Annotated in this window: 27 protein-coding genes, 1 other RNA gene and 1 pseudogene; 5 read left to right on the top strand and 24 right to left on the bottom strand. The window is 68.0% G+C overall.

Going from position 1 to position 17,503, the window contains the following annotated elements:
* Positions 1 to 250 precede the first annotated feature (250 nt).
* The 4 genes and pseudogenes from ACWD4G_RS03960 to ACWD4G_RS03945 all read right to left on the bottom strand — a co-directional run.
* Positions 251 to 1,285 (bottom strand): glycoside hydrolase family 6 protein, encoded by a 1,035-nt coding sequence (locus tag ACWD4G_RS03960; protein WP_451290596.1) that lies wholly within the window; start codon positions 1,283 to 1,285, stop codon positions 251 to 253.
* 388 nt (positions 1,286 to 1,673) lie between these two features.
* Positions 1,674 to 2,357, bottom strand: coding sequence for a class F sortase (locus ACWD4G_RS03955; protein ID WP_451290761.1), 684 nt, complete (start codon positions 2,355 to 2,357; stop codon positions 1,674 to 1,676).
* A 28-nt stretch (positions 2,358 to 2,385) separates the two neighbouring features.
* Positions 2,386 to 3,060 (bottom strand): hypothetical protein, encoded by a 675-nt coding sequence (locus ACWD4G_RS03950; protein WP_451290760.1) that lies wholly within the window; start codon positions 3,058 to 3,060, stop codon positions 2,386 to 2,388.
* Positions 3,061 to 3,264: 204 nt separating this feature from the next.
* Positions 3,265 to 3,687, bottom strand: a pseudogene (locus ACWD4G_RS03945) (HAD hydrolase-like protein); the annotation flags it as partial.
* Positions 3,688 to 3,751: 64 nt separating this feature from the next.
* Between ACWD4G_RS03945 and ACWD4G_RS03940 the strand changes: the two are divergent.
* Entirely contained in the window at positions 3,752 to 5,263 is a 1,512-nt protein-coding gene (locus ACWD4G_RS03940; RefSeq protein ID WP_451290595.1) for a recombinase family protein, read from the top strand.
* A gap of 113 nt (positions 5,264 to 5,376) precedes the next feature.
* On the opposite strand, the gene thyX is transcribed toward ACWD4G_RS03940, so the two are convergent.
* The 20 genes from thyX to ACWD4G_RS03840 form a co-directional block, all read right to left on the bottom strand.
* Positions 5,377 to 6,102 (bottom strand): FAD-dependent thymidylate synthase, encoded by a 726-nt coding sequence (gene thyX, locus ACWD4G_RS03935; RefSeq protein ID WP_451290594.1) that lies wholly within the window; start codon positions 6,100 to 6,102, stop codon positions 5,377 to 5,379.
* 29 nt (positions 6,103 to 6,131) lie between these two features.
* Positions 6,132 to 6,374, bottom strand: coding sequence for a hypothetical protein (locus tag ACWD4G_RS03930; RefSeq protein WP_451290593.1), 243 nt, complete (start codon positions 6,372 to 6,374; stop codon positions 6,132 to 6,134).
* Between the two features lie 18 nt (positions 6,375 to 6,392).
* On the bottom strand, positions 6,393 to 6,644 hold the full coding sequence (locus tag ACWD4G_RS03925) for a hypothetical protein (RefSeq protein ID WP_451290592.1): 252 nt from the start codon (positions 6,642 to 6,644) through the stop codon (positions 6,393 to 6,395).
* Between the two features lie 19 nt (positions 6,645 to 6,663).
* On the bottom strand, positions 6,664 to 7,095 hold the full coding sequence (locus tag ACWD4G_RS03920) for a hypothetical protein (protein WP_007264297.1): 432 nt from the start codon (positions 7,093 to 7,095) through the stop codon (positions 6,664 to 6,666).
* Positions 7,096 to 7,124: 29 nt separating this feature from the next.
* Positions 7,125 to 7,688, bottom strand: a complete 564-nt coding sequence (locus tag ACWD4G_RS03915) for a deoxynucleotide monophosphate kinase family protein (protein ID WP_451290591.1) — start codon at positions 7,686 to 7,688, stop codon at positions 7,125 to 7,127.
* 13 nt (positions 7,689 to 7,701) lie between these two features.
* Positions 7,702 to 8,403, bottom strand: a complete 702-nt coding sequence (locus ACWD4G_RS03910; RefSeq protein WP_451290590.1) for a hypothetical protein — start codon at positions 8,401 to 8,403, stop codon at positions 7,702 to 7,704.
* Positions 8,404 to 8,477: 74 nt separating this feature from the next.
* Positions 8,478 to 9,059 (bottom strand): hypothetical protein, encoded by a 582-nt coding sequence (locus ACWD4G_RS03905; RefSeq protein ID WP_451290589.1) that lies wholly within the window; start codon positions 9,057 to 9,059, stop codon positions 8,478 to 8,480.
* Positions 9,060 to 9,078: 19 nt separating this feature from the next.
* Positions 9,079 to 9,486: a hypothetical protein gene (locus ACWD4G_RS03900; protein ID WP_451290588.1), complete on the bottom strand. Its 408-nt coding sequence runs from the start codon at positions 9,484 to 9,486 to the stop codon at positions 9,079 to 9,081.
* A gap of 27 nt (positions 9,487 to 9,513) precedes the next feature.
* Entirely contained in the window at positions 9,514 to 9,738 is a 225-nt protein-coding gene (locus ACWD4G_RS03895; protein WP_451290587.1) for a hypothetical protein, read from the bottom strand.
* A gap of 11 nt (positions 9,739 to 9,749) precedes the next feature.
* The gene (locus ACWD4G_RS03890) at positions 9,750 to 10,082 is read right to left on the bottom strand and encodes a hypothetical protein (RefSeq protein WP_451290586.1); all 333 of its coding nucleotides are present in this window, start codon (positions 10,080 to 10,082) and stop codon (positions 9,750 to 9,752) included.
* A 56-nt stretch (positions 10,083 to 10,138) separates the two neighbouring features.
* On the bottom strand, positions 10,139 to 10,390 hold the full coding sequence (locus ACWD4G_RS03885; protein ID WP_451290585.1) for a hypothetical protein: 252 nt from the start codon (positions 10,388 to 10,390) through the stop codon (positions 10,139 to 10,141).
* Entirely contained in the window at positions 10,387 to 10,698 is a 312-nt protein-coding gene (locus tag ACWD4G_RS03880) for a hypothetical protein (RefSeq protein WP_451290584.1), read from the bottom strand. Before ACWD4G_RS03880 ends, ACWD4G_RS03885 begins: the two co-directional genes overlap by 4 nt.
* 33 nt (positions 10,699 to 10,731) lie before the next feature.
* Positions 10,732 to 11,271, bottom strand: coding sequence for an antirestriction protein ArdA (locus tag ACWD4G_RS03875; protein WP_451290583.1), 540 nt, complete (start codon positions 11,269 to 11,271; stop codon positions 10,732 to 10,734).
* Positions 11,272 to 11,347: 76 nt separating this feature from the next.
* Complete coding sequence (locus ACWD4G_RS03870; RefSeq protein WP_451290582.1) at positions 11,348 to 11,593, bottom strand: hypothetical protein; 246 nt, start codon at positions 11,591 to 11,593, stop codon at positions 11,348 to 11,350.
* A gap of 31 nt (positions 11,594 to 11,624) precedes the next feature.
* Positions 11,625 to 12,089: a hypothetical protein gene (locus ACWD4G_RS03865; protein WP_451290581.1), complete on the bottom strand. Its 465-nt coding sequence runs from the start codon at positions 12,087 to 12,089 to the stop codon at positions 11,625 to 11,627.
* 27 nt (positions 12,090 to 12,116) lie between these two features.
* Positions 12,117 to 12,183: hammerhead ribozyme type II (locus ACWD4G_RS03860), an RNA gene on the bottom strand.
* A 62-nt stretch (positions 12,184 to 12,245) separates the two neighbouring features.
* Positions 12,246 to 12,563, bottom strand: a complete 318-nt coding sequence (locus ACWD4G_RS03855) for a hypothetical protein (RefSeq protein ID WP_451290580.1) — start codon at positions 12,561 to 12,563, stop codon at positions 12,246 to 12,248.
* Positions 12,556 to 13,380, bottom strand: coding sequence for a hypothetical protein (locus ACWD4G_RS03850; protein WP_451290579.1), 825 nt, complete (start codon positions 13,378 to 13,380; stop codon positions 12,556 to 12,558). Before ACWD4G_RS03850 ends, ACWD4G_RS03855 begins: the two co-directional genes overlap by 8 nt.
* 72 nt (positions 13,381 to 13,452) lie before the next feature.
* Positions 13,453 to 13,857, bottom strand: a complete 405-nt coding sequence (locus ACWD4G_RS03845; RefSeq protein ID WP_451290578.1) for a hypothetical protein — start codon at positions 13,855 to 13,857, stop codon at positions 13,453 to 13,455.
* A gap of 866 nt (positions 13,858 to 14,723) precedes the next feature.
* Positions 14,724 to 15,176 carry a hypothetical protein gene (locus ACWD4G_RS03840; protein ID WP_451290577.1) on the bottom strand — a complete coding sequence of 151 codons (453 nt, stop codon included), beginning with the start codon at positions 15,174 to 15,176 and terminating at the stop codon, positions 14,724 to 14,726.
* A gap of 404 nt (positions 15,177 to 15,580) precedes the next feature.
* Between ACWD4G_RS03840 and ACWD4G_RS03835 the strand changes: the two genes are divergently transcribed.
* The 4 genes from ACWD4G_RS03835 to ACWD4G_RS03820 all read left to right on the top strand — a co-directional run bounded on the left by ACWD4G_RS03835 (position 15,581) and on the right by ACWD4G_RS03820 (position 17,493).
* On the top strand, positions 15,581 to 16,090 hold the full coding sequence (locus tag ACWD4G_RS03835) for a DNA cytosine methyltransferase (RefSeq protein ID WP_451290576.1): 510 nt from the start codon (positions 15,581 to 15,583) through the stop codon (positions 16,088 to 16,090).
* A gap of 277 nt (positions 16,091 to 16,367) precedes the next feature.
* Entirely contained in the window at positions 16,368 to 16,502 is a 135-nt protein-coding gene (locus ACWD4G_RS03830) for a hypothetical protein (protein ID WP_451290575.1), read from the top strand.
* Positions 16,503 to 16,826: 324 nt separating this feature from the next.
* Positions 16,827 to 17,051, top strand: a complete 225-nt coding sequence (locus ACWD4G_RS03825) for a hypothetical protein (RefSeq protein ID WP_451290574.1) — start codon at positions 16,827 to 16,829, stop codon at positions 17,049 to 17,051.
* 13 nt (positions 17,052 to 17,064) lie between these two features.
* Entirely contained in the window at positions 17,065 to 17,493 is a 429-nt protein-coding gene (locus tag ACWD4G_RS03820) for a phage terminase small subunit (protein WP_059300967.1), read from the top strand.
* Positions 17,494 to 17,503: the final 10 nt, after the last annotated feature.

Raw genomic sequence — 17,503 nt, 5'->3', positions numbered from 1 at the left:
GCGCGGCGGAGCCGCACATCAGATACAGCCCCGCGCCCCTAAAAACCTGCGGTTACCCGGCGCTCCAAAAGCCTGCGCGATTGCCCGCGCCCTAAAAGCCTGCGGTTGCCCTTGGCCTGAAGGCTGAGGTCGGGCGGGCTGATGAAAAAGCAGGGGCGCAGCCCCGCTTTTTCAGGGGCGCGGGGAACTGCGCGACCAGCCACATCCGACCGTCAGCCCCGCACCCCCTCCCCATTAGGCGCCCCCACCCTTACTCAGAGGCCTTGGCCAGACTCAGCGCATACTCCGGCCACCACTCCCCGGCCTTCGGCCCCCCTTTGCACTCCCCGTCCGACTCCCCGGGCCGCTTGACCCACAGATACGCGTCGACCAGCTCATCCGCCGTCTTCGTCGTCGGAGACTCCCCCAACGCCCGCCCCGGCGGATTGCACCACTGCTCGTCCACGTCCCCCTCGGTCCAAGGCCCGTTCCCATTGCGGCTCGTGTCGATGACGAACGGCTTCCCGCCGACCTTGGACGACAACTGCTTGCCGTACTCGATGGAGTCCTCGGTCGTGTAGAAGTTGGAGACGTTCACGGCGAAGCCGTCGGCCTGCTCCACGCCGGCCCACTTCAGCGGCTCGGCGATCCGGTCGGCCTCGCTCCACCCGGCGTTCCCGGCGTCCACGTACACCTTCGTGTTCTTGAGCGAGGTCAGCTTCTCGATCGCGCCCTTGAGCAGGTCGTACCGCTCCTCGTGGAACTCGCCCGGTGTGCAGCCGTCCACGACGTGCAGCACGGCGTCCGGTTCGAGGACGACCATGGCCGGCCGGTCCCCGATGCCCTTGGCCACCCCGTCGATCCACGCCCGGTACGCGTCGCCGTCGGCCGCGCCGCCGCCGGAGTACTGGCCGCAGTCGCGGTGCGGGATGTTGTAGAGGACGAGGATGGCGTCCCGGTCGGCCTTCTCGGCGGCCTCGGTGAAGCCGCGCGCCTCGTCCTCCGGGTTCTCGGGCCCGATCCACTCGCCGGTGGGCTGCTCGGCGATCTTCCGGATCAGCTCGGCGTCCTCGTCCTTGCCCTCCTTCTCGTACGCGGCGACCTGGGCCGCCGCGTTCCCGTCCGGGTTGACCCAGAACGGGTCCGTGCCATGGGGCTGTTGAGTGATGTCGGGCCCGGAGGCCCGGTCGCGCTCTCCGTCGCCGCCCTTGTCACCGTCTCCCCCGAAACAGCCGGCCAGCAGCAGTGCCGCCCCCGCCACCGCCACGGACGCCCGCACGACGGGCGCCCCCCTCCTGGCGTACATCCAACTCCCCCTTGGGTGCACCGTGTCGTAAGTCCCAATCCTGGCATAAGTCCCGCCTCGCCCACAGGAGGTCACCCCCTTGTCCACGAGCCGGTTATGTCAACTACGCGCCCCGGACGAGGAGTTGACGCGGGATGACGACAAGGACCGGCACAGTGACGCAAAGTCACCGCCCATCGACTTGGCGTCAAAAAGCCTCTAGCCCGATACGTTCACACGTTCTAGAGTCACTTCGGAGCGGCGCCTCCACGCCTCCCGTGCCGACGCCGGGTCACTCCCGCGGCCCGAGCGTGCGCGGTCGAGGACCAGCCCGGTCGGCGGCCCCGGGGGGAGCGGGTCGTCGACCGGGCCAGGTGACGGCGCCGCCGACGACGCCCTCCGGGCGCGCTCAGGGCTCGATACCGCTGAGGTACGCGGAGACGACCACGTTGGCCGTGTACGTACGGCTCTCCCGGTCGAAGGTGCCGCCGCAGGTGATGAGCCGCAGCTCGGCCCGCCCGGACTGCCGTGGGCCGTACGCCTGGGCGGCGTCGAAGTCGTCGCGCCCGAAGACCTGCACGTCGTCCACGGTGAACTCGGCGACCGTACCGTCGTCCCGCGCCACGCGAACGCTCTCGCCGAGGCGCAGCGCGCTCAGCCTGTGGAAGACGGCGGGCCGGGTCTCGGTGTCGACATGCCCGACGAACAGCGCGACCCCGGTGGCCCCGGGCCGGGTGCCGCCCGCGTACCAGCCGACGACGCCCAGCTGGTCGTAGGAGGGCGGGGCGATCGCCCCGTCGACGTCGAGGCCGCGCGGTACGACGGGCGCCTGCACCCCCATCGCCGGAACGTCGATCCGCTTGGGCCGGGCCCCCTTCAACGGCTGGGCGGCGGGCGGCAGTTCGACCTGCGCGGGCCGTCCGACGGCCGCCACGTCACCGGTGGTCGGGGCGGATATCCCCTGCCGTACGTCGGTGGCCTCGCGCCCCCACAGCCAGAGCCCGAGCAGCAGCACCGCCCAGACGATCCCGGCGGCGAATCGACCGACCCCGCCACCGTCCCGCTCCCCCACCCCGAACCCGCTGTCGTCCATGTACTTCTCACCGGCCACGGCGACGACCTCACTTGTTCCCACGGCCGCGCCGCGCACCCCGCGCGATCACGACCACCGCCGCGACCCCGGCCAGCACGAGCCCGACCACGGTGTGCGGGGTACCGGGCCCGGTGTGCCGGGCGTCGTCCATCGAGTTCAGGGGGATGAGGGAGGAATCAGCGGAGTCGGAGGAGTCGGTGGTCTCGGTCGCGGCGGGTTCGCCCAGGTTGGCGGCCAGATACTCGGCCGCACCACCGCCTCCCGCGCGAACGGGGGCGACCGGAGAGGCCGGGGCGGCGGACTGGGGCTCCGGCTCGGAAGTCGAGGGCCTGGCGGTGGACGGCTTCCCGTCCCCGACCCTGATCGCGCCCTCGACCTTGCCCTCCCTGCCGTCGCAGAAGACCCGTACCTCGTACGTCCCGGGTCGGAGCGAGGACCGTACGCGGGTCTCCCCGACGAGGGTGCCGACACTCGGGCCACCGAGCTGGGTGAGCTGGGCGTCCGCGACGAACGCCGCCGAGGCGGCGGTGCCCTGTCTCCCCCCGCACCCCTCGACCCGCACCCGAACATCGGTCCCGGGCGCCGGCTCCCCCGGCAGCACGGAGACACCCCCGGATTCGGCCGCGTACACAGCGGGCGCCGACAAACTCGACGCGCCCGCGACCACCGCCCCCACACAGAGAGTAAGCCGCAGTGAGCCCATGGTGAACCTCCACATCAGAGGCTCCCCCGGCGAGGACGGGCACGCATCCGGGGAGGACGGTCACTGCTCCGTACGGGTGCCGGGTGGTTTAGGCCGAAGGCCGGATTGAGGGCCGCAGGCCCGAACAGGGGCGCGGGGAACTGCGCGATCAGCCCCACTCAGCCGCAGTCGCCACCCCACCCGATCCCCCGAGCCACTAGGCGCTCAAATCCGCTCAACAAGATCCGCAATGGAGTTCACCACAGCCGACGGCCGATACGGAAAGTCCTCCACCTGCTCAGGCGACGTCAACCCGGTCAGCACCAGAATCGTCTCCATCCCCGCCTCGATCCCGGCCAGCACATCGGTGTCCATCCGGTCCCCGATCATCGCACTGGTCTCCGAATGCGCCCCGATCGTGTTCAACCCCGTCCGCATCATCAAAGGATTCGGCTTGCCGGCGAAGTACGGCTTCTTCCCGGTCGCCTTGGTGATCAGCGCGGCCACCGCCCCGGTCGCCGGCAGCGGCCCCTCGGTCGACGGCCCGGTCTCGTCGGGGTTGGTCGCGATGAACCGCGCGCCGCCCTCGATCAGCCGTACCGCCTTGGTCATGGCCTCGAAGGAGTACGTACGGGTCTCGCCCAGGACCCCCAAAACGTAGTTCGAACTGGTTCGATTACCCTGACCCCAGATCCGGAATGAGAGAGTCCGCATGGGGATACTAGTCGGCGGCTACGCGCGTATCAGCGACGCAGGAGAGCTGGGCGACGGCCGAGACGGCGAAGAGGGGGTGACCCGCCAGAAGGAGGACGTTCACGACCTCGTGAAGGTGCGGTCCCTGACCCTGCACCGCATGTACGTGGACAACGACCTGTCCGCCTTCAAGCGGCGCGTGAAGCGGCCGGACTTTGACGAGCTGGTCTCCGACCTGGAGACCGAGGTCATCGACGGGATCGCGGCGTACAACATCGACCGCGTGACTCGGCAGCCTCGACAGCTCGAACGACTGATCGATATATACGAGCGGGCCCGGCGGCCCATGGTCTTCGCGACCACTGCCGGCGACTACGACCTGTCGACCGACGACGGCCGGTTCAATGCCCGCCTGTACGTGATGATCGCGAACAAGTTCTCTGCCGACGCGGCCCGCCGTGTCGCTCGCCAGAAGAAGGCCGAGGCGATGGAGGGGAAGCCCCATCGCGGGGTGGCCCCCTTCGGCTGGAAGGACGGCGGGAAGGAGGCCGAGCCCTTCGAGGCCGAGCTGATCAACAAGGCCCATCGGGACATCCTGAACGGCAAGCTCTTGTCCGAGGTGCACCTCGAATGGGTCGAGCTGGGGGTGAGGAGTCGGCAGACTCCGCCCGGCCGGAACATCACGTACACGTCCGTCCGGTACATCCTCACGAACCCCCGCCTGTGCGGGTACCGGGTGTATGTGCCGCAGGCCGAGCGGGAGAAACGCGGGCGCCTCGACCTGAGCGAGTTCGTCCTTGAGCGAGCGGACGGGACGCCGGTCATTGGCGACTGGGAGAAGATTTGCTCGCCGGACCAGTGGCGGGCCGTGTGCGACGTGCTGAAGTCTCGGGCGATCTCCGGGCGAGGGCGCAAGAAGGGCAGCACGGTCACGAAGCGGCTACTGACCCGCATAGCCCGCTGCGGCGAGTGCGGGGGCGGAATGCTGACGATGATGTACACGCGCGGCACGACGAGCTACGAGCGGCACGGGTTCTTCTACACCTGCCTGAAGTCCGCGGGGGGCTGCGGTGGAGTCTCGCGCTCGGGCCCGCCGGTCGAGGAGTTCGTCGAGGCGGCCCTCCTGGCGTACCTGCGGCGCATGGCGAAGGCCCTGCGGTCGGGCAAGTCAGAGATCAATCCGGCACTCGTGAAGGCCAGGGCAGAGCTGGATCAGGTGAAGGCGGAGATCACGGAGGCCCGGCAGTTGCGGGAGTCGGGCGAGTTCCCGCTGAAGGAGTTCGTACGTGAGATCAAGCGCCTGGACGATCGGCGCGATGCCCTCGAAATCGAGGTCGCGACCCTGAACGTGTCCGGCATGGAGTCGAGCACCACGGCGGCCGAGCGGATCGCGAGGGAGTGGGAAACGTACACGACCCCGATGAAGCGCGCTGCGATCGAGCGGTTCATCGAGGCCGTGGTGATCAAGAAGCAGCCGCGAGGCGGTAACCACGCGTTCCGGCCGGACCTGATCGACGTCATCTGGAAGTAGCGGGGCGCGTCATCCATCGCGCTCCAGACCGAAGCGGGCACAGAGCCACTCCATGTCTTCGGGGGTAGGGGTCGGGGCCTTTGCGAGCATGGCCTCGACCCACTCCTCTTTCGTCACGGGGTGACCCGTCCGTTCGCCTCGAAGGCCGCGTACGTGATCGGCATCAGCTCGGCGAAGATCCGCTCGGCCTTCTCGGCGCACATCTCGATCTCGCGCTGCGGGTTGGAGACGAAGGCCGCGTCCTCGCGGTGGGTGCGCAGGCTCAGGAAGTTCATCAGGCCGCGGGGGTTCATCGTGACGTACATCGAGCTGTAGATGCCGACCGGCAGGGCGGCGCGGGCGATCTCGCGGGCGATGCCGGCGGAGAGCATCCGCTCGTACGCCTGGTAGGCGGTCTCGTAAGCGCGGAGAAGCTCGGCGTCCACAGTGGCGAACTGCCCGGGGGTGCCGGGCTCGAAGCGGTAGTGGCCGGGCTTGCCGACCTGGACGAGGTTGCGACCTACGGCGGGAAGGTAGAAGTCGGGCTTCAACTCGCGGTAGCGGGCGGACTCTTCGTTGTACGAGGCGATGCGGTGGCGCTGCCACTCGCGGAAGACGAAGATCGGTGCCTCGATGTACAGGGTGAGGCTGCCGTGCTCGAACGGGCTGCCGTGACGCTCGCGCATGAGGTACTTGATCAGGCCCTCGTCGCTGGTGGCCAGGGTCCGGCCGGTCTCGTCCTGGCGGGTCTCGGCGCCGAGGGTGGAGACGCGGGCGGCTCGTACGACGGCGAGGTCCGAGAGGTTGTGGGCGACGAGTTCGACGCGCATGTCGGAGCGGAGGTTGAGAGGGGTGGTCACGGCTGCTTCCTTCGGTCCAAAGTTTACATTCAGGCCGCGTTGTTGGCGGCGTACTCCTCGTAGGAGCGGCGGGACTGCTTCGTGAGGTGCCACATGCCGAACTCGCACTCGTAGACGCGGTTCTCACGGTTGATGGGGCCGCGTCCACGGATCGACTGGGCCTGGCGGTCACGCTTGGCCTGTGCGCGGCCGAGAGCCTTCTCGGCGGAGCGCTTGTCAGGGAAGGCCCGCTTGTCCGAGCACTCGCAGGTGTGGAAGTCGACGGTCTTCATGATGGCTCTCCTTGCTGGTCAGTGGCGGGGCTTTGCGACGAAGCCCCTGCGGCGGGCCATGCGCATGTAGGTGAGGACGGTCTGACGCTGGACTCCGAGGTAGTCGGCGAGGTGGCGAGCCGGGTTGAGCACGCCGTCTACCTCGGCCTGTACGAAGTGGGTCGCGAGGCGGACAAGGAAGGCGTCGGTGACGTGGTATCCCTCGCGAAGGGCTCGCAGCTCGGCGATCTCGGCTTCGGTCATCTTCGGGGCGCGGAGTGCGTCAGTCATGGCGGTATCCGTTCTGAGGTCATTTGGCCCGGAACTTGTCGCACGGGCAGGTGGGGAGCTGGCAGGCACCTCTGCCGGCGCCTGCTGCGGAGTGGGTGAAGGGTGCGTGGCCGCATTCGGGGTGGAAGCAGTAGCCCTTCCAGCCCTTCTTGCCGTCCACGTTGGCCAACATCACGCCGGGGCTGTGGAGTTGGACCATGCGGCCCGTGCCTCCGAACGCCATCTTCGAGGCGAAGGTCTTCACCTCCGCTTCGCTGCCGAAGGGGCCGAAGTTCAGGCCGCGGTGACCGTCCGCCCAGGTGTGGACGAGGGCGATCGTGTTGCGCATCTGGATGAGGTCGGCGGCTTCCTTGAAGACGGCCTTGGCCATCTGGTCGGCGCTCTCGAAGGTGGGGTCCTCCAGGAGCGCCTTTATCGCCTCGACCTCTTCCTTTCGGGGGGTCAGTCGCATGGGCCAACCTTAACACCAAGGTCTCATGTTTACAGAGTGAGCGGGATGAGCTGCATCACACGGTCGCGGAGCTGTTCCACGGTGCCGTCGTTGAGGATCACGTCGTCGTACAGGTACCCGGCGAGCGCGTTCTCGCTGGAGTGCCCGGCCTCCCGGATGGGCTTCATGCCGGGCCGCTCGATCCGCACGACCAGGCCGCCGCGCTCACGGATCGCGTTCGCCTCGTTCGGGAAGCGCACGTCGGTGATGACGGTCGGGCCCCAGGACTCGGAGTCGCGGAACAGGGCATCGACCCACACAGACTCGCCAAGGATCTCCCGGCCGCCCTCAGTGCCGAGGCGCTGAAGGTAGCGGCGCACCTCCGGGTACATCTCCTTCACGCTCTCCCAGCCGTAGTGGTCGACTTCGTACCGCAGGGAGGTGAACCCATCGGCGTACGAGGACTCGTCGAGGACGGGGTTCATCGCGTACAGCACGTCGCGGACCTTGTCGGCGAAGGCTCGGCGCGTCCAGCCCAGGTCGAGGAGCGATTGAGCTGCGGTGTCCTTGCCCGAGCGTGCGGCGCCGGCAAGGCCGATCAGGGGGGCGTTCATCGGTCTGTCTCCTTCAGGCGGTCTGGGTGGTGGCGGCCGGTGCCGCCTCGTCGATGGCGGTCGCGAAGGACCAGGCGCCCTCCATGAGGCTCAGGCGCATTTGCAGCTCGGCGTGACGCCCCTGGAGTTCGCGGAGCATCCGTTCGACCTCGCGGTACTCGCTGCGGAGGTCGGTCGTTCGGGTGGCACGCTGGTCGCGGGCGAAAGCGGCGGCCTTCTCGTGGACGAGGGCGGCATCCTCCTTGTGCATCTCGACCAGGGCCCAGATCAGCTCGCGCGTCTTGTCGCGGACGCCCGCCGGGGCCGGGTAGTCGCCGATGCCGGTTTGCAGTCGGCGGACCGGGAAGTCGTGCTTCGTCTCGCGCTTCGTGTAGACGTGCACGCCTTCGGCCAGACGCGAGCCCCACACTTCGAGGTCACCCTCGCAGGCCGCGTACGAGGCTCGGCCGTACCCGACGTAGAAGCCGGTCGGGAGGAACTCCCAGGCGTTTTCGTTGGGGCCGTTGGTGTGCCAGGTGACGAGCGGCTCGTCGTAGACGGGGGTGATCCGGACCGTCCCGCGGATTCGGGGGCCGGTCACGCGGTAGGCGGTCACCCACGGCCGGTCGGTGGTGGCCCACGGCTTGTCGTCGGGGTCGACGGCCAGGCGCTCGAAGTACACGGTCCCGAAGGACAGGCCGACGTGTCCGGCGTACTCGAACTCGGGCTCGCTCATGGTCTCTCTGCTCTCTGTCAGGGGGCCGCCCTGCCCTCTCCCTGTATGGACGGGGCGGCCGTGATGGGTGACGGTCAGGCGGCGATGCCGGCGGGACGCGCGGCGTAGAAGCGGAGGGCCTCGCGGGCCTGGGATCGGGCGTATGGCTTGCCGTAGAAGCCGAAGCAGGAGTCGACGTGCTCCCAGGTCTCCATGGACTCGTCGGGGTCGTCGTCACGGGTCCAGTCGACGCGCTCCTCGACGACGAAGCCCCACACGTCGCCTTCGGCCCATGCCTCGTACTCCTGCATTTCGGCCTCGACGTAGCCCTCGGTGAGGAGGCCGCCGTCTATGGCTCGGGCCTCTTCACCCGTCACGTACCAGAGGGAGCGCGGGCCCCTCTGCGGGCTGGACTCCAGCACGATCCCGCCGTGCATGATCGAGACGTAGCGGGTGAAGATGTCCACGCCGGTCCAGCAGTTCCACTTCAGGCGCTCCCACGCCTCGGCGAGCGGACCGCCGTCCTTGTCGACGGGGTGGTACTGCCCGAGGTGGGTGTCGATCGTGATGACGTGGACGAGCGTCTCGTCGTCGTTGCGGGGGTTCTCGGGGTGCTCGTCGAGCACCAGGCGCACGCGGTAGCGGCCGTCTTCGGTGGTGGCGAGTACGTCGGACATGTTGGTCTCCTTCGGGTGATCAGGCGGCGAGGCGGGCGGCGTGGGCGTCGATGTCCCAGGCGGGCAGGTCGAGGCCGAGTTCGGCGTAGCGAGTGGCGCGTGCCTTGGCGCGGCTGGGGCCGCTGAACTTGCAGCCCTTGTGACGGCGGGGCGGCGCCGGGTTATTGCCCTTGCGCTCCCGCATGTGGCTGTAGAAGACCTCGATGTCGACGGCGCACAGCAGGCAGTACAGGGCCCATCGGTGCTCACTACCGGGGTAGCCCTCGTGGACTCCAGCGCAGCGGGTTCGGGTGCATCCCTCGGGCTCGTCGACCGGCTCGGTTCGGGTGATGTAGCCGAGTTCGAGCATGCGGGCCCAGGCCGCTTTGAGGCTCTCCAGGTTGCGCGGGTTGGGGCGGAGGAACGAGGAGAGGAACGGGGCGGTCATGTTGGCTTCCTTTCAGGGGAGTTGGGTTCAGTTGCCGTTGGCGCGGTCGAGGGCCTCGTCGGCGTAGGCCGTGAGGATTCGGCGGGCGATCTCGTGCTGCCGGTACTCGCCTGCCATGCGGGCGAGGGTCTGGCCGTAGTGGGCGAGGTAGCCGAGGTACGGGCCGAAGTCCAAAGTCACGGCGTGCTGCATGTCGGCGTCGATCTGGGCCTTCTCGGCGGTCAGGTCGATGTGGTCGCGCAGGTTCTTCATGTCGGCTTCTCTCAGGGGTGGTTGGGGAGGGGGAGGCCCGCACGGGCCGCGTCGAGGAGGTCGTCGACCGCTTCGAGGAAGGAGCGCATCGAGTCGCCCTCGCCCCAGGTGCCGGGCTCGTCTTCGAGGTAGGTGTCGAGGGCCTCGCGGGCCCACTCGGCGGTGACGGCGGGGTCGGCGACGATCACGAGAGTGCCGGCGGCGTTGACCGCCCACACGTCGGAGCCGTCAAGGTCGATGTCGCGGGGGTCGAGTTCGTGGGGCTGCTTGCCGTCGCACTGGAAGAGACCGTCCGGCCGGAGGCCGAAGGGGGCGTCGCAGTCACCGCAGCGGATCGAGTCCATCGGGTAGCCTTTCGAGGTGGCCCCTCCTCGCTCCCTGTGAGGAGGGGCCGCTTGCGTCAGGAAGTGGTCTTGTAGCCGTCGCGGCAGGTGACGTACGAGGTGTCGCCGATCAAGGCCCAGCAGTCGCGGTGTCCGTCGATCACGCCCCAGAACACGCGGCCTTCGGCCTTCATGCGCTCCCGGAAGGTGGGGGCGTGGGTGGGCTTCGGTTCGGCGGTCTTCGCCAGGTGGTAGGCGCCTGCGTAGTCGGCGAGGATCACGAAGACGGCGGCGGCGAATCCGGCGACGATGGCGCGAAGGAGCTTCACTTGGCCTCGCTCCCTTCGAGCAGCGCGAGGATCTCGTCTACGGCCGCGTACTCGGCGGGGCTGACGTAGCGCCACTCCTCGTCGGGGAGCATCTCGACCGGCAGGGTGAGGGCCAGGCTCTCGGCGGTCTGGGCGAGGTTGCAGAGCGTGTACCACTCCTGCGTGCCGGGGTCGTAGTCGTTGCGCCACGCGGTGACCTCTCGCGCGGTCTTGAGCACCTCGGCGACGAGTAGCTTGATCTTGCTGAACGCGATCGACTCGGCGTTCTTGATGGACGGCATCATGTGCGTATCTCTCTGTGGTCTCATGTTTACATTGCGTACTGTGAGAAGAGGGTCGGGTCAGTCGGACCAGAAGACGTGGATTCCGCCGAGCACCTCTTCGGCGTGCAGACCGCCGCTGAACAGCTCCTCGGCCGCCCTCGTCCAGTCGATCTCGTTGAAGGGCCAGCGCGTCATGCGCTCCTTGTCCTCGTCCGAGGCGGTCATCTCGGCCCACTCCTGGGCGTAGGCCGCCTCGTCGTCGCAGAAGCCCCGGTAGGCGTCGCGGAACTTGTCGACCCAGTGGGCGCGGTCGGACTGCTCGCCGAACACCTCGACCCAGCAGGCGAACGCTTGGGCCTCGTCCTCGGTCAGGCTGGCCAGGGCCTCGGCGATCTCGGCCGCTTCGGACGGCGAGCACTCGCCCTCCAGGGCTCCGCAGAACCCCTCGTGGTCCATCACCCACAGTTCCTCGTGGGAGGTCTCCCGCTTGTGCAGGTCGGCCGGGGTGACCAGATCGGCCGTGTCGGCGGCGTACCAATCACCCACCAGGCGACCGGCGTTGTAGCAGGCCAGGCAGCCGATCCAGACTTGCGGGTCGATCTTGCGGGCCGTGATCATGTGTCCTCGCTTTCGCGGTAGGGGGCCGCCCCCGCCCTCTCCCTGTGTGGACAGGGGCGGCCGATGGGTTGGGGGGTCAGACGGAGATCAGGTCCCAGCCGTCGAGGATGTGGCCGATGGCGGCCTCGTCGATGCGCGCCTTCGCTGCGGCCTCGCGCTCCTCGAAGGTCGGGAGGTCGAAGCTCATGACGACCTGCTCGCGGGGGTCGATCTCGAAGGGCTCGTAGAACCCTGCGATCACCACGTCACCGAAGCGGAGGAGGACGGAGAGCGCGTAGCACTCGGGGGCCAGGAAGGCGATCTGGTCGTCGGGCTTGATCATGATCGGGCTCGCTTTCGTGAGGGGTGGGTGATCAGGCAGCGGCGACGCGGGAGGCGTCGCGCACGGCGGTAAGCGCGGCCTTGACCTCGGCGAGCGCCTCAACGCGCTGCCCGGCCGACTTGTACTGCCAGGACTGCACCTTGAAGACCGGGGCGTCGGTCGAGCCCTCGTAGCTGCCCAGCCACTTCAAGATCGACTGACGGTGGGCGAGGTCGGCAGCCTCGCGGCGGACCACGGCGGCCAAGAGGGTCTGCCAGTGGTGCTCGACCCAGAAGGCCGGGGTGTTGAAGCCGTCCGTAAGGCGCCTTGCGACGTGGCGAGCGAGGAGAGACGCGTTGTTGCGCTCGTTGGCGAAGGGGTGCAGACCCTTCTCACGGGCCTTGCGGGCGGAGAAGTGCAGTTCCTCGCTGTCGGAGAAGAGGGCGAGACAGACCACTCCGCGGTGCTGGTCCACCATGTCGGCGGCAGCCTTGATCGCGTCGGAAAGGGTGCTCATGTGATCCTCAGTTCGGGGATGGATCGATGCGGGCTGGCATCGTCAGAGGGGAGGAACCGCCTCCCGCTGACACCCCATGCGGGGTGTTTCGCCTTTGCATCCGGGGGCCGCCCCTCCCCGAGAGGGGAGTCAGGGAGGGACGGCAGTACTCGGGGGTCAGCGCCGGTACACGGGGATCGGGGTGTCGGGGTCGCCCTCCCACGTGATCCACTCGCCGTAGAAGCCGATGCGGATCTGTGTCAGGCCCTCGCGGGTCTCCCTGATCAGGACCCGGCCGACTCGCCAACCGTCTGTCCTGTGGCGCGACGGGTTGGCGGCCAGGCCGATGATCTGGTCACCGCCCCTGATCTCGCGGGCAGGGACCGGCTCAGACATCACGGCGCACTGGTGGCTAGGTGTGCGGCTGATCTCCCAGTCGCGGTAGACCCTTCGGGGCACCTTGCGCATCGGGGGGACGGCGATGTCCTCACGCACCGGCCACCTCCAAGGCGAGCTGTCCGGGGATCTCGTTGCGCATGAACGCGCGGCCAAGGTCGAGGAAGTGCTCGTCCCGAGCGTCGTCGTACGCCTCGCGCACCTGGTCCCAGGACGCGTGGCCGTCCTCGTCGCGGTACTCCAGGTCGTACAGGGCCTCGGTGCCGTGCTCGACGATGGACCTGTGGTCGGCCTCGGTGTCGTACGGGAAGTGCATCTTTACGTCGTCGAGGGCCTCGTCGAGGTTCTTCGCGAACACCTCGCGGCGCTGGTCGTCGTAGTCGTCCTCGTCGAGGAACGGGTACTCGTGCTTGACGTGCTCGACCAGGGCGACGGCCGTACGGAAAGCTGCGGTGTAGGCACGGGTCTCGTGGCAGTCTCCGGTGCAGTCCTGCCCGTAGCAGATATCCACGATCGGGTCGCAGTTCGGGGCACACTCCTGCCCATGGGTGCCGGCGCATTCCTCGGGGCATCCGCCCTCGTAGACCTGGACGAAGAGTTGCGCCACGTCCCAGGCGGAGGACCCACCGCCGCACTCGTAGATCTGCTCGTCGGACACCTCCGTGTCCGTGCGTCCCTCGTCGGCGGCGCACCGGATCAGGTCGCGGGCAACCTCGAAGTTCGACTTATCGCCGATCCATCCGGTTCGGTCGTCGTGCCAGACGAACAGCTCCACGTGCGTCGGCTCGTCTTCCGAGCCGTAGGTACCCGTTCGCCAGGAGGGCCAGGACCGGTAAGCGTCGTCCAGGTAGGCCGCGTACTTGGCGAGCACCTCCTCGGAGGGGGTGCGGTAGTCGGAGTACATGTGTCCTCGCATTCGAGAGAGGGGCTGCCCCCGCCCTCTCCCTGTGTGGGAAGGGGCAACCCGGTCCAATGTTTACACCTGGGTCTAGAAGTCGACGGTCTCGACGAAACCGGCGTCCTCGTACTCGGCGAGCTTGGCTTCCAGCTCCGCGATCCGCTGACGGGCCTTGTCGTAGGCGTACGACACCTCTTCGACGCGACGGCCGAGGTTGTAGGCCATGGCCACCAGGTCGAACCGCTGGACCTCACGCTTGGACAGGTCGACCGGCAGGACCTGCTTCGGGGCCTCCATCTGGGCGATCACCTGGGGGGTGATGAAGACGAACCCCCCGCAGTAGGTGCACCGCTTGTCTGCATCCCGCTCGGAGACCTCCGCCTCGTAGAAGCTGAAGTCGATGCACTGGTAGCACCGGAAGTCGCCGTCCGACTTCTTCACTCCGACCCGCTTGCCGTACTCGCGGTCGGCGTCGCTGAACACGTACTCGGTCAAGTGACCTTACCCTTCGGGTGAGGCTGGTCTCAAGTTTACACCAGCCGATTTGATTCGCCGAACCGGGCTGGTTCGGCGTGGTCTCACCTTATCACGCTTGCCGTTCGGAGTTTCGCGTTTGGCCTGGTCAGCGGTAGGCACTCCCATTGTCCTACCGCCCGGACCATGTGGCCGGAGCGCTGCCCTCCCGAACCTTGCGGTCCGTTCGGCGTGGTCACACCTTAACACGATTCCCGGTCCGTTCCGCAACCCCCTTGCGTGAGCTGCGGTTTCCCGGTCCTGCGTGCCATTCCGTCCGCCCCGTTGCCGGGCCATTCGTCGTGGTGTGGTCACACCTTAACACGCTGCCCAGGGTGCGCCGCAACCGCGCCCGCTGGGGAGGGCTGGAGTCCTTAGCCTCTTTACGCGCGTGCAGTGCTGCCCGCTCTGGGCTGGTCTGTGTGGCCTGCCCTGCCTAGCCCTGCCCTGCGGCATTGCGTTGCGCTCTGTCCTGTGTGCACTCATGTGTGGCTCACGTATGCCTATGCGCTACTCCGCTAGTGATGCACTCACATGCGCATGGATGTCCGCTTGTGGCCGTAAGCGGTCGACCTAGTGCCTTCATGTCCGTTTCACACCCAAGCGGCCGGCCTGGCGCTCATGCGTCCCATTCGCCCAGCCGTGGGCGCAGGGGTGGGGGTATGACCCGCGCTCGACGGTTTTCCCGGCCGCCGGGTCTTAGCAGCTCGGATTCTGCCACGGTTCCAGGGTCGACGTGATCGCTAGCATGCCGACCGCCGCGCCGCAAGTTTCCGCAGGTCAGCGGCGGTGCGACCGTCCTGCAGAACGCCCGCCGGCACTGCACAGGAATGAAGGCTGCGGCGAGGTCAGTCCTTGCCGTCGCCCAGGATCTTCCGCGCCTCGTTCGGCACCAGGACGAAGCGCACGCGGTGCTCGATGTTCCGGTCGGACAAGCCGTCGAACTCCCTCGCGAGCCGCATGGCCTCGGCAAGCTCCTGCCTCTTCATGTCATGGGCGAGGTCGGCGACCTGCGCCTCTTCGATCGCGCACTCAAGGGCGAGCGTCGGCCCGTGGACCGGGGTCGGGTCGTCGATCACCGCATGGCGCCCATCCTCGCTGTGCACCTCGACGACGGCGGGAAGCCCTCGGTACTTCTCCTGGGCCGTCTCGCGCCAGCGCGCTAGGACGAGGCGGCCGAGGTCGTGTGCCGTCCCGGCCCAGGTGGTCATCTCGCCGTTGTGGGCAGGGTCCTCCCAGCCTTCACCTGCGTTGGCTGCCGCCGGCACACGAAGCTCGTACGTGAAGGTCGTCTCGTCCATGCCGCCGACCTTATCGGCGCTCGCCTGGCCGAAGTACGTCTTCGCGTCTTCATGAAGGGGCGGCCTACCGGCCGCCGCAGCCGCTTGCCGTCTTCATGCTGTCCGCCCTTCGGGCGGCACAATTCCTTCGCCGCTGCACTCCTTCGCCGTCGCCCTTCGGGCGCCGCAGGAATGTGAGCGAGGTCACAGGCTTTCCCGTTTCCGAAAGCAAGATCATTTAGCGACTTGTAAGTGTAAGTACGTAAGTCGCGAGGCTCGCGAGGCTTGAGCCCCTGTCGGGGCTCGCCTGTATGAAGACGCCGTACGTACATCGCAGGTTGCAGGCTTGGCCCCCGAAGGGGGCCTCCTGATCGAAGACGGAAGACGCGAGTACGTACATACGTCTTTCGCGCGAGGGGGTCTGCTTGAAGATCCTCGAACTCTGCGCTGGGTACGGCGGCCTGGGTGAGGCTGTGGCTCCTCTCGTGAACGGCCGCGTGGTGTACGTGGCAGAGAGCGCGCCCGGCCCAAGCGCCGTCCTGGCCGAGAGGTACCCGGACGCTCCCAACCTCGGCGACATCTGCGAGATCGACTGGGCTCAACTCGTGGGCCTGGTCGACGTGATCACGGCGGGGTTCCCCTGCCAGGACATCTCGATTGCGGGGAACCGGGTTGGCATACGAGGCGCTCGCTCTGGAGTTTGGGTCCACGTCGCTGAAGCAGTTCGCACGATACGACCCCGATACGTCTTCCTGGAGAACGTCTCGAACCTCCGGACGCGCGGCCTCGAAGTCGTCGTCTCCGACCTGGCCGCGATCGGGTACAGCGCGCGATGGGTGTGCGTACGAGCTTCCGAAACTGGTGCTCCCCACCTCCGCGATCGGTGGTTCTGCATCGCGACCCCTGAAGACGCCGACCGCGAACCTCGGCAGTAACGGCGGCCCCCGCCATCCTGACGAACGCCGAGCTGGTGGTCACGGCCCCACTCTCGACGACGAGGCGAGCTTCGTCCTCCCCTACTCCTGCGCGATCCGCGAAGGCCGCGAGCCTGAGCCCGAGATCGACGGTCCCCATTCCCCCGCTTCCTGGTGGGGCGAGTACCTCCCCGGCATTCGTCAGTGGGAGGGCGTGACCGGCCGGGCTGCTCCCCGGCCTACCGAGATCGGTCTACAGGGCAGCCCGCGCGTCAGCGCGCGGTGGGTCGAGTGGCTCATGGGCCTGCCTCGCGGATACGTCACCGACGTTCCCGGCCTGACTCGCGGACAACAGCTCCAGATCCTCGGTAACGGCGTCGTCCCCCAGCAGGCTTCGGCCGCGTTCGTGGCTCTCCTCGACCTGGGGGTGTGATGCCGAACTGGTCCTCCTCAGATAGGCGCGAGCGCCTGCCGGCGGATTGGCCGAAGATCCGACTCCGCGTCCTGCGGCGAGACGGACACCGCTGCACCGCCCGCAATCAGTACGGGCAGCGCTGCGAGGAACTCGCAACGGACGTAGACCACATCGTGCCTGGTGATGACCATCGAGAGATCAACCTAAGAGCACTCTGCGGGTTTCATCACCAGGCCAAGTCTTCCCGCGAGGGAGCCCTCGCCCTGGCCGCCCAACGGCGCCGGATCAGCAAGCGATTCAAGCGGACCGAAGCCCATCCGGGCCTTCTGTGAGGGGGCGCCCGTGTTCACCGTTGCCTGGGTCGCCTGGATCGGCCTCTTCGTCGTGATCGAGGGCGCCGCCCTCTACCTGAAAGAGCCCGGCGACACCCTGTCCGAGCACATCTGGAAGTGGTTCCACACCGCGAAAGGCGTCGTGCCGGACCGGACAACGCGACTCCGCCGCTTCGTCCTGGTCGCGTTCATGGCCTGGCTCTCCGCCCACTTCCTGACGGGCGGGACGTTCTGAAGGAGGTGAGCCAGTGCCCGGCCCCGTACCCAACCGTGAAGCCGACCTGGCTCGCCCCCGCGAGCGCAAGGGCGGCGACGTCCAGTCAGTGACGCGCGGCGTCGCCCGGCCCACGAAGGTGCCGAACGGCGACCGCTCCTGGCACCCGATCGCGAAGCGCCTGTGGGACTCGCTGAAGGAGTCCGGCCAGGCCGACTTCTACCAGGCGAGTGACTGGGCCCTCGCCTACTCCCTCTGCGAAGACCTCTCCTTCTACAAGAAGTCCGGGAAGAGGTCGGGTCAGATGCTCCAGACCATCTACAGCGCCTTCGAGCGGCTCCTCGTCGCCGAAGGCGACCGGCGCCGTGTGCGCATCGAACTGCATGAGCCCGAGCCCGAGGAGCAGTCCGCGGCTGTCCTCGCCATCGCCGACTACAAGAAGGATCTCGGACTCGCCGAGTAGCGCCGGGGGG

The sequence above is a fragment of the Streptomyces sp. NPDC002643 genome (genome assembly GCF_053592555.1).
The sequence above is the reverse complement of the archived record's forward strand: the minus strand, read 5'-3'. Positions and strand labels throughout refer to the sequence as shown.

Excerpts from the sequence above, each read along its gene's own strand:
- ACWD4G_RS03960 (WP_451290596.1), bottom strand. The coding sequence starts at position 1,285 with ATGTACGCCAGGAGGGGGGCGCCCGTCGTGCGGGCGTCCGTGGCGGTG.
- ACWD4G_RS03955 (WP_451290761.1), bottom strand. The coding sequence starts at position 2,357 with ATGGACGACAGCGGGTTCGGGGTGGGGGAGCGGGACGGTGGCGGGGTC.
- ACWD4G_RS03950 (WP_451290760.1), bottom strand. The coding sequence starts at position 3,060 with ATGGGCTCACTGCGGCTTACTCTCTGTGTGGGGGCGGTGGTCGCGGGC.
- ACWD4G_RS03940 (WP_451290595.1), top strand. The coding sequence starts at position 3,752 with ATGGGGATACTAGTCGGCGGCTACGCGCGTATCAGCGACGCAGGAGAG.
- ACWD4G_RS03930 (WP_451290593.1), bottom strand. The coding sequence starts at position 6,374 with ATGAAGACCGTCGACTTCCACACCTGCGAGTGCTCGGACAAGCGGGCC.
- ACWD4G_RS03925 (WP_451290592.1), bottom strand. The coding sequence starts at position 6,644 with ATGACTGACGCACTCCGCGCCCCGAAGATGACCGAAGCCGAGATCGCC.
- ACWD4G_RS03920 (WP_007264297.1), bottom strand. The coding sequence starts at position 7,095 with ATGCGACTGACCCCCCGAAAGGAAGAGGTCGAGGCGATAAAGGCGCTC.
- ACWD4G_RS03915 (WP_451290591.1), bottom strand. The coding sequence starts at position 7,688 with ATGAACGCCCCCCTGATCGGCCTTGCCGGCGCCGCACGCTCGGGCAAG.
- ACWD4G_RS03910 (WP_451290590.1), bottom strand. The coding sequence starts at position 8,403 with ATGAGCGAGCCCGAGTTCGAGTACGCCGGACACGTCGGCCTGTCCTTC.
- ACWD4G_RS03905 (WP_451290589.1), bottom strand. The coding sequence starts at position 9,059 with ATGTCCGACGTACTCGCCACCACCGAAGACGGCCGCTACCGCGTGCGC.
- ACWD4G_RS03900 (WP_451290588.1), bottom strand. The coding sequence starts at position 9,486 with ATGACCGCCCCGTTCCTCTCCTCGTTCCTCCGCCCCAACCCGCGCAAC.
- ACWD4G_RS03895 (WP_451290587.1), bottom strand. The coding sequence starts at position 9,738 with ATGAAGAACCTGCGCGACCACATCGACCTGACCGCCGAGAAGGCCCAG.
- ACWD4G_RS03890 (WP_451290586.1), bottom strand. The coding sequence starts at position 10,082 with ATGGACTCGATCCGCTGCGGTGACTGCGACGCCCCCTTCGGCCTCCGG.
- ACWD4G_RS03880 (WP_451290584.1), bottom strand. The coding sequence starts at position 10,698 with ATGAGACCACAGAGAGATACGCACATGATGCCGTCCATCAAGAACGCC.
- ACWD4G_RS03875 (WP_451290583.1), bottom strand. The coding sequence starts at position 11,271 with ATGATCACGGCCCGCAAGATCGACCCGCAAGTCTGGATCGGCTGCCTG.
- ACWD4G_RS03870 (WP_451290582.1), bottom strand. The coding sequence starts at position 11,593 with ATGATCAAGCCCGACGACCAGATCGCCTTCCTGGCCCCCGAGTGCTAC.
- ACWD4G_RS03865 (WP_451290581.1), bottom strand. The coding sequence starts at position 12,089 with ATGAGCACCCTTTCCGACGCGATCAAGGCTGCCGCCGACATGGTGGAC.
- ACWD4G_RS03850 (WP_451290579.1), bottom strand. The coding sequence starts at position 13,380 with ATGCGAGGACACATGTACTCCGACTACCGCACCCCCTCCGAGGAGGTG.
- ACWD4G_RS03840 (WP_451290577.1), bottom strand. The coding sequence starts at position 15,176 with ATGGACGAGACGACCTTCACGTACGAGCTTCGTGTGCCGGCGGCAGCC.
- ACWD4G_RS03830 (WP_451290575.1), top strand. The coding sequence starts at position 16,368 with ATGGGCCTGCCTCGCGGATACGTCACCGACGTTCCCGGCCTGACTCGC.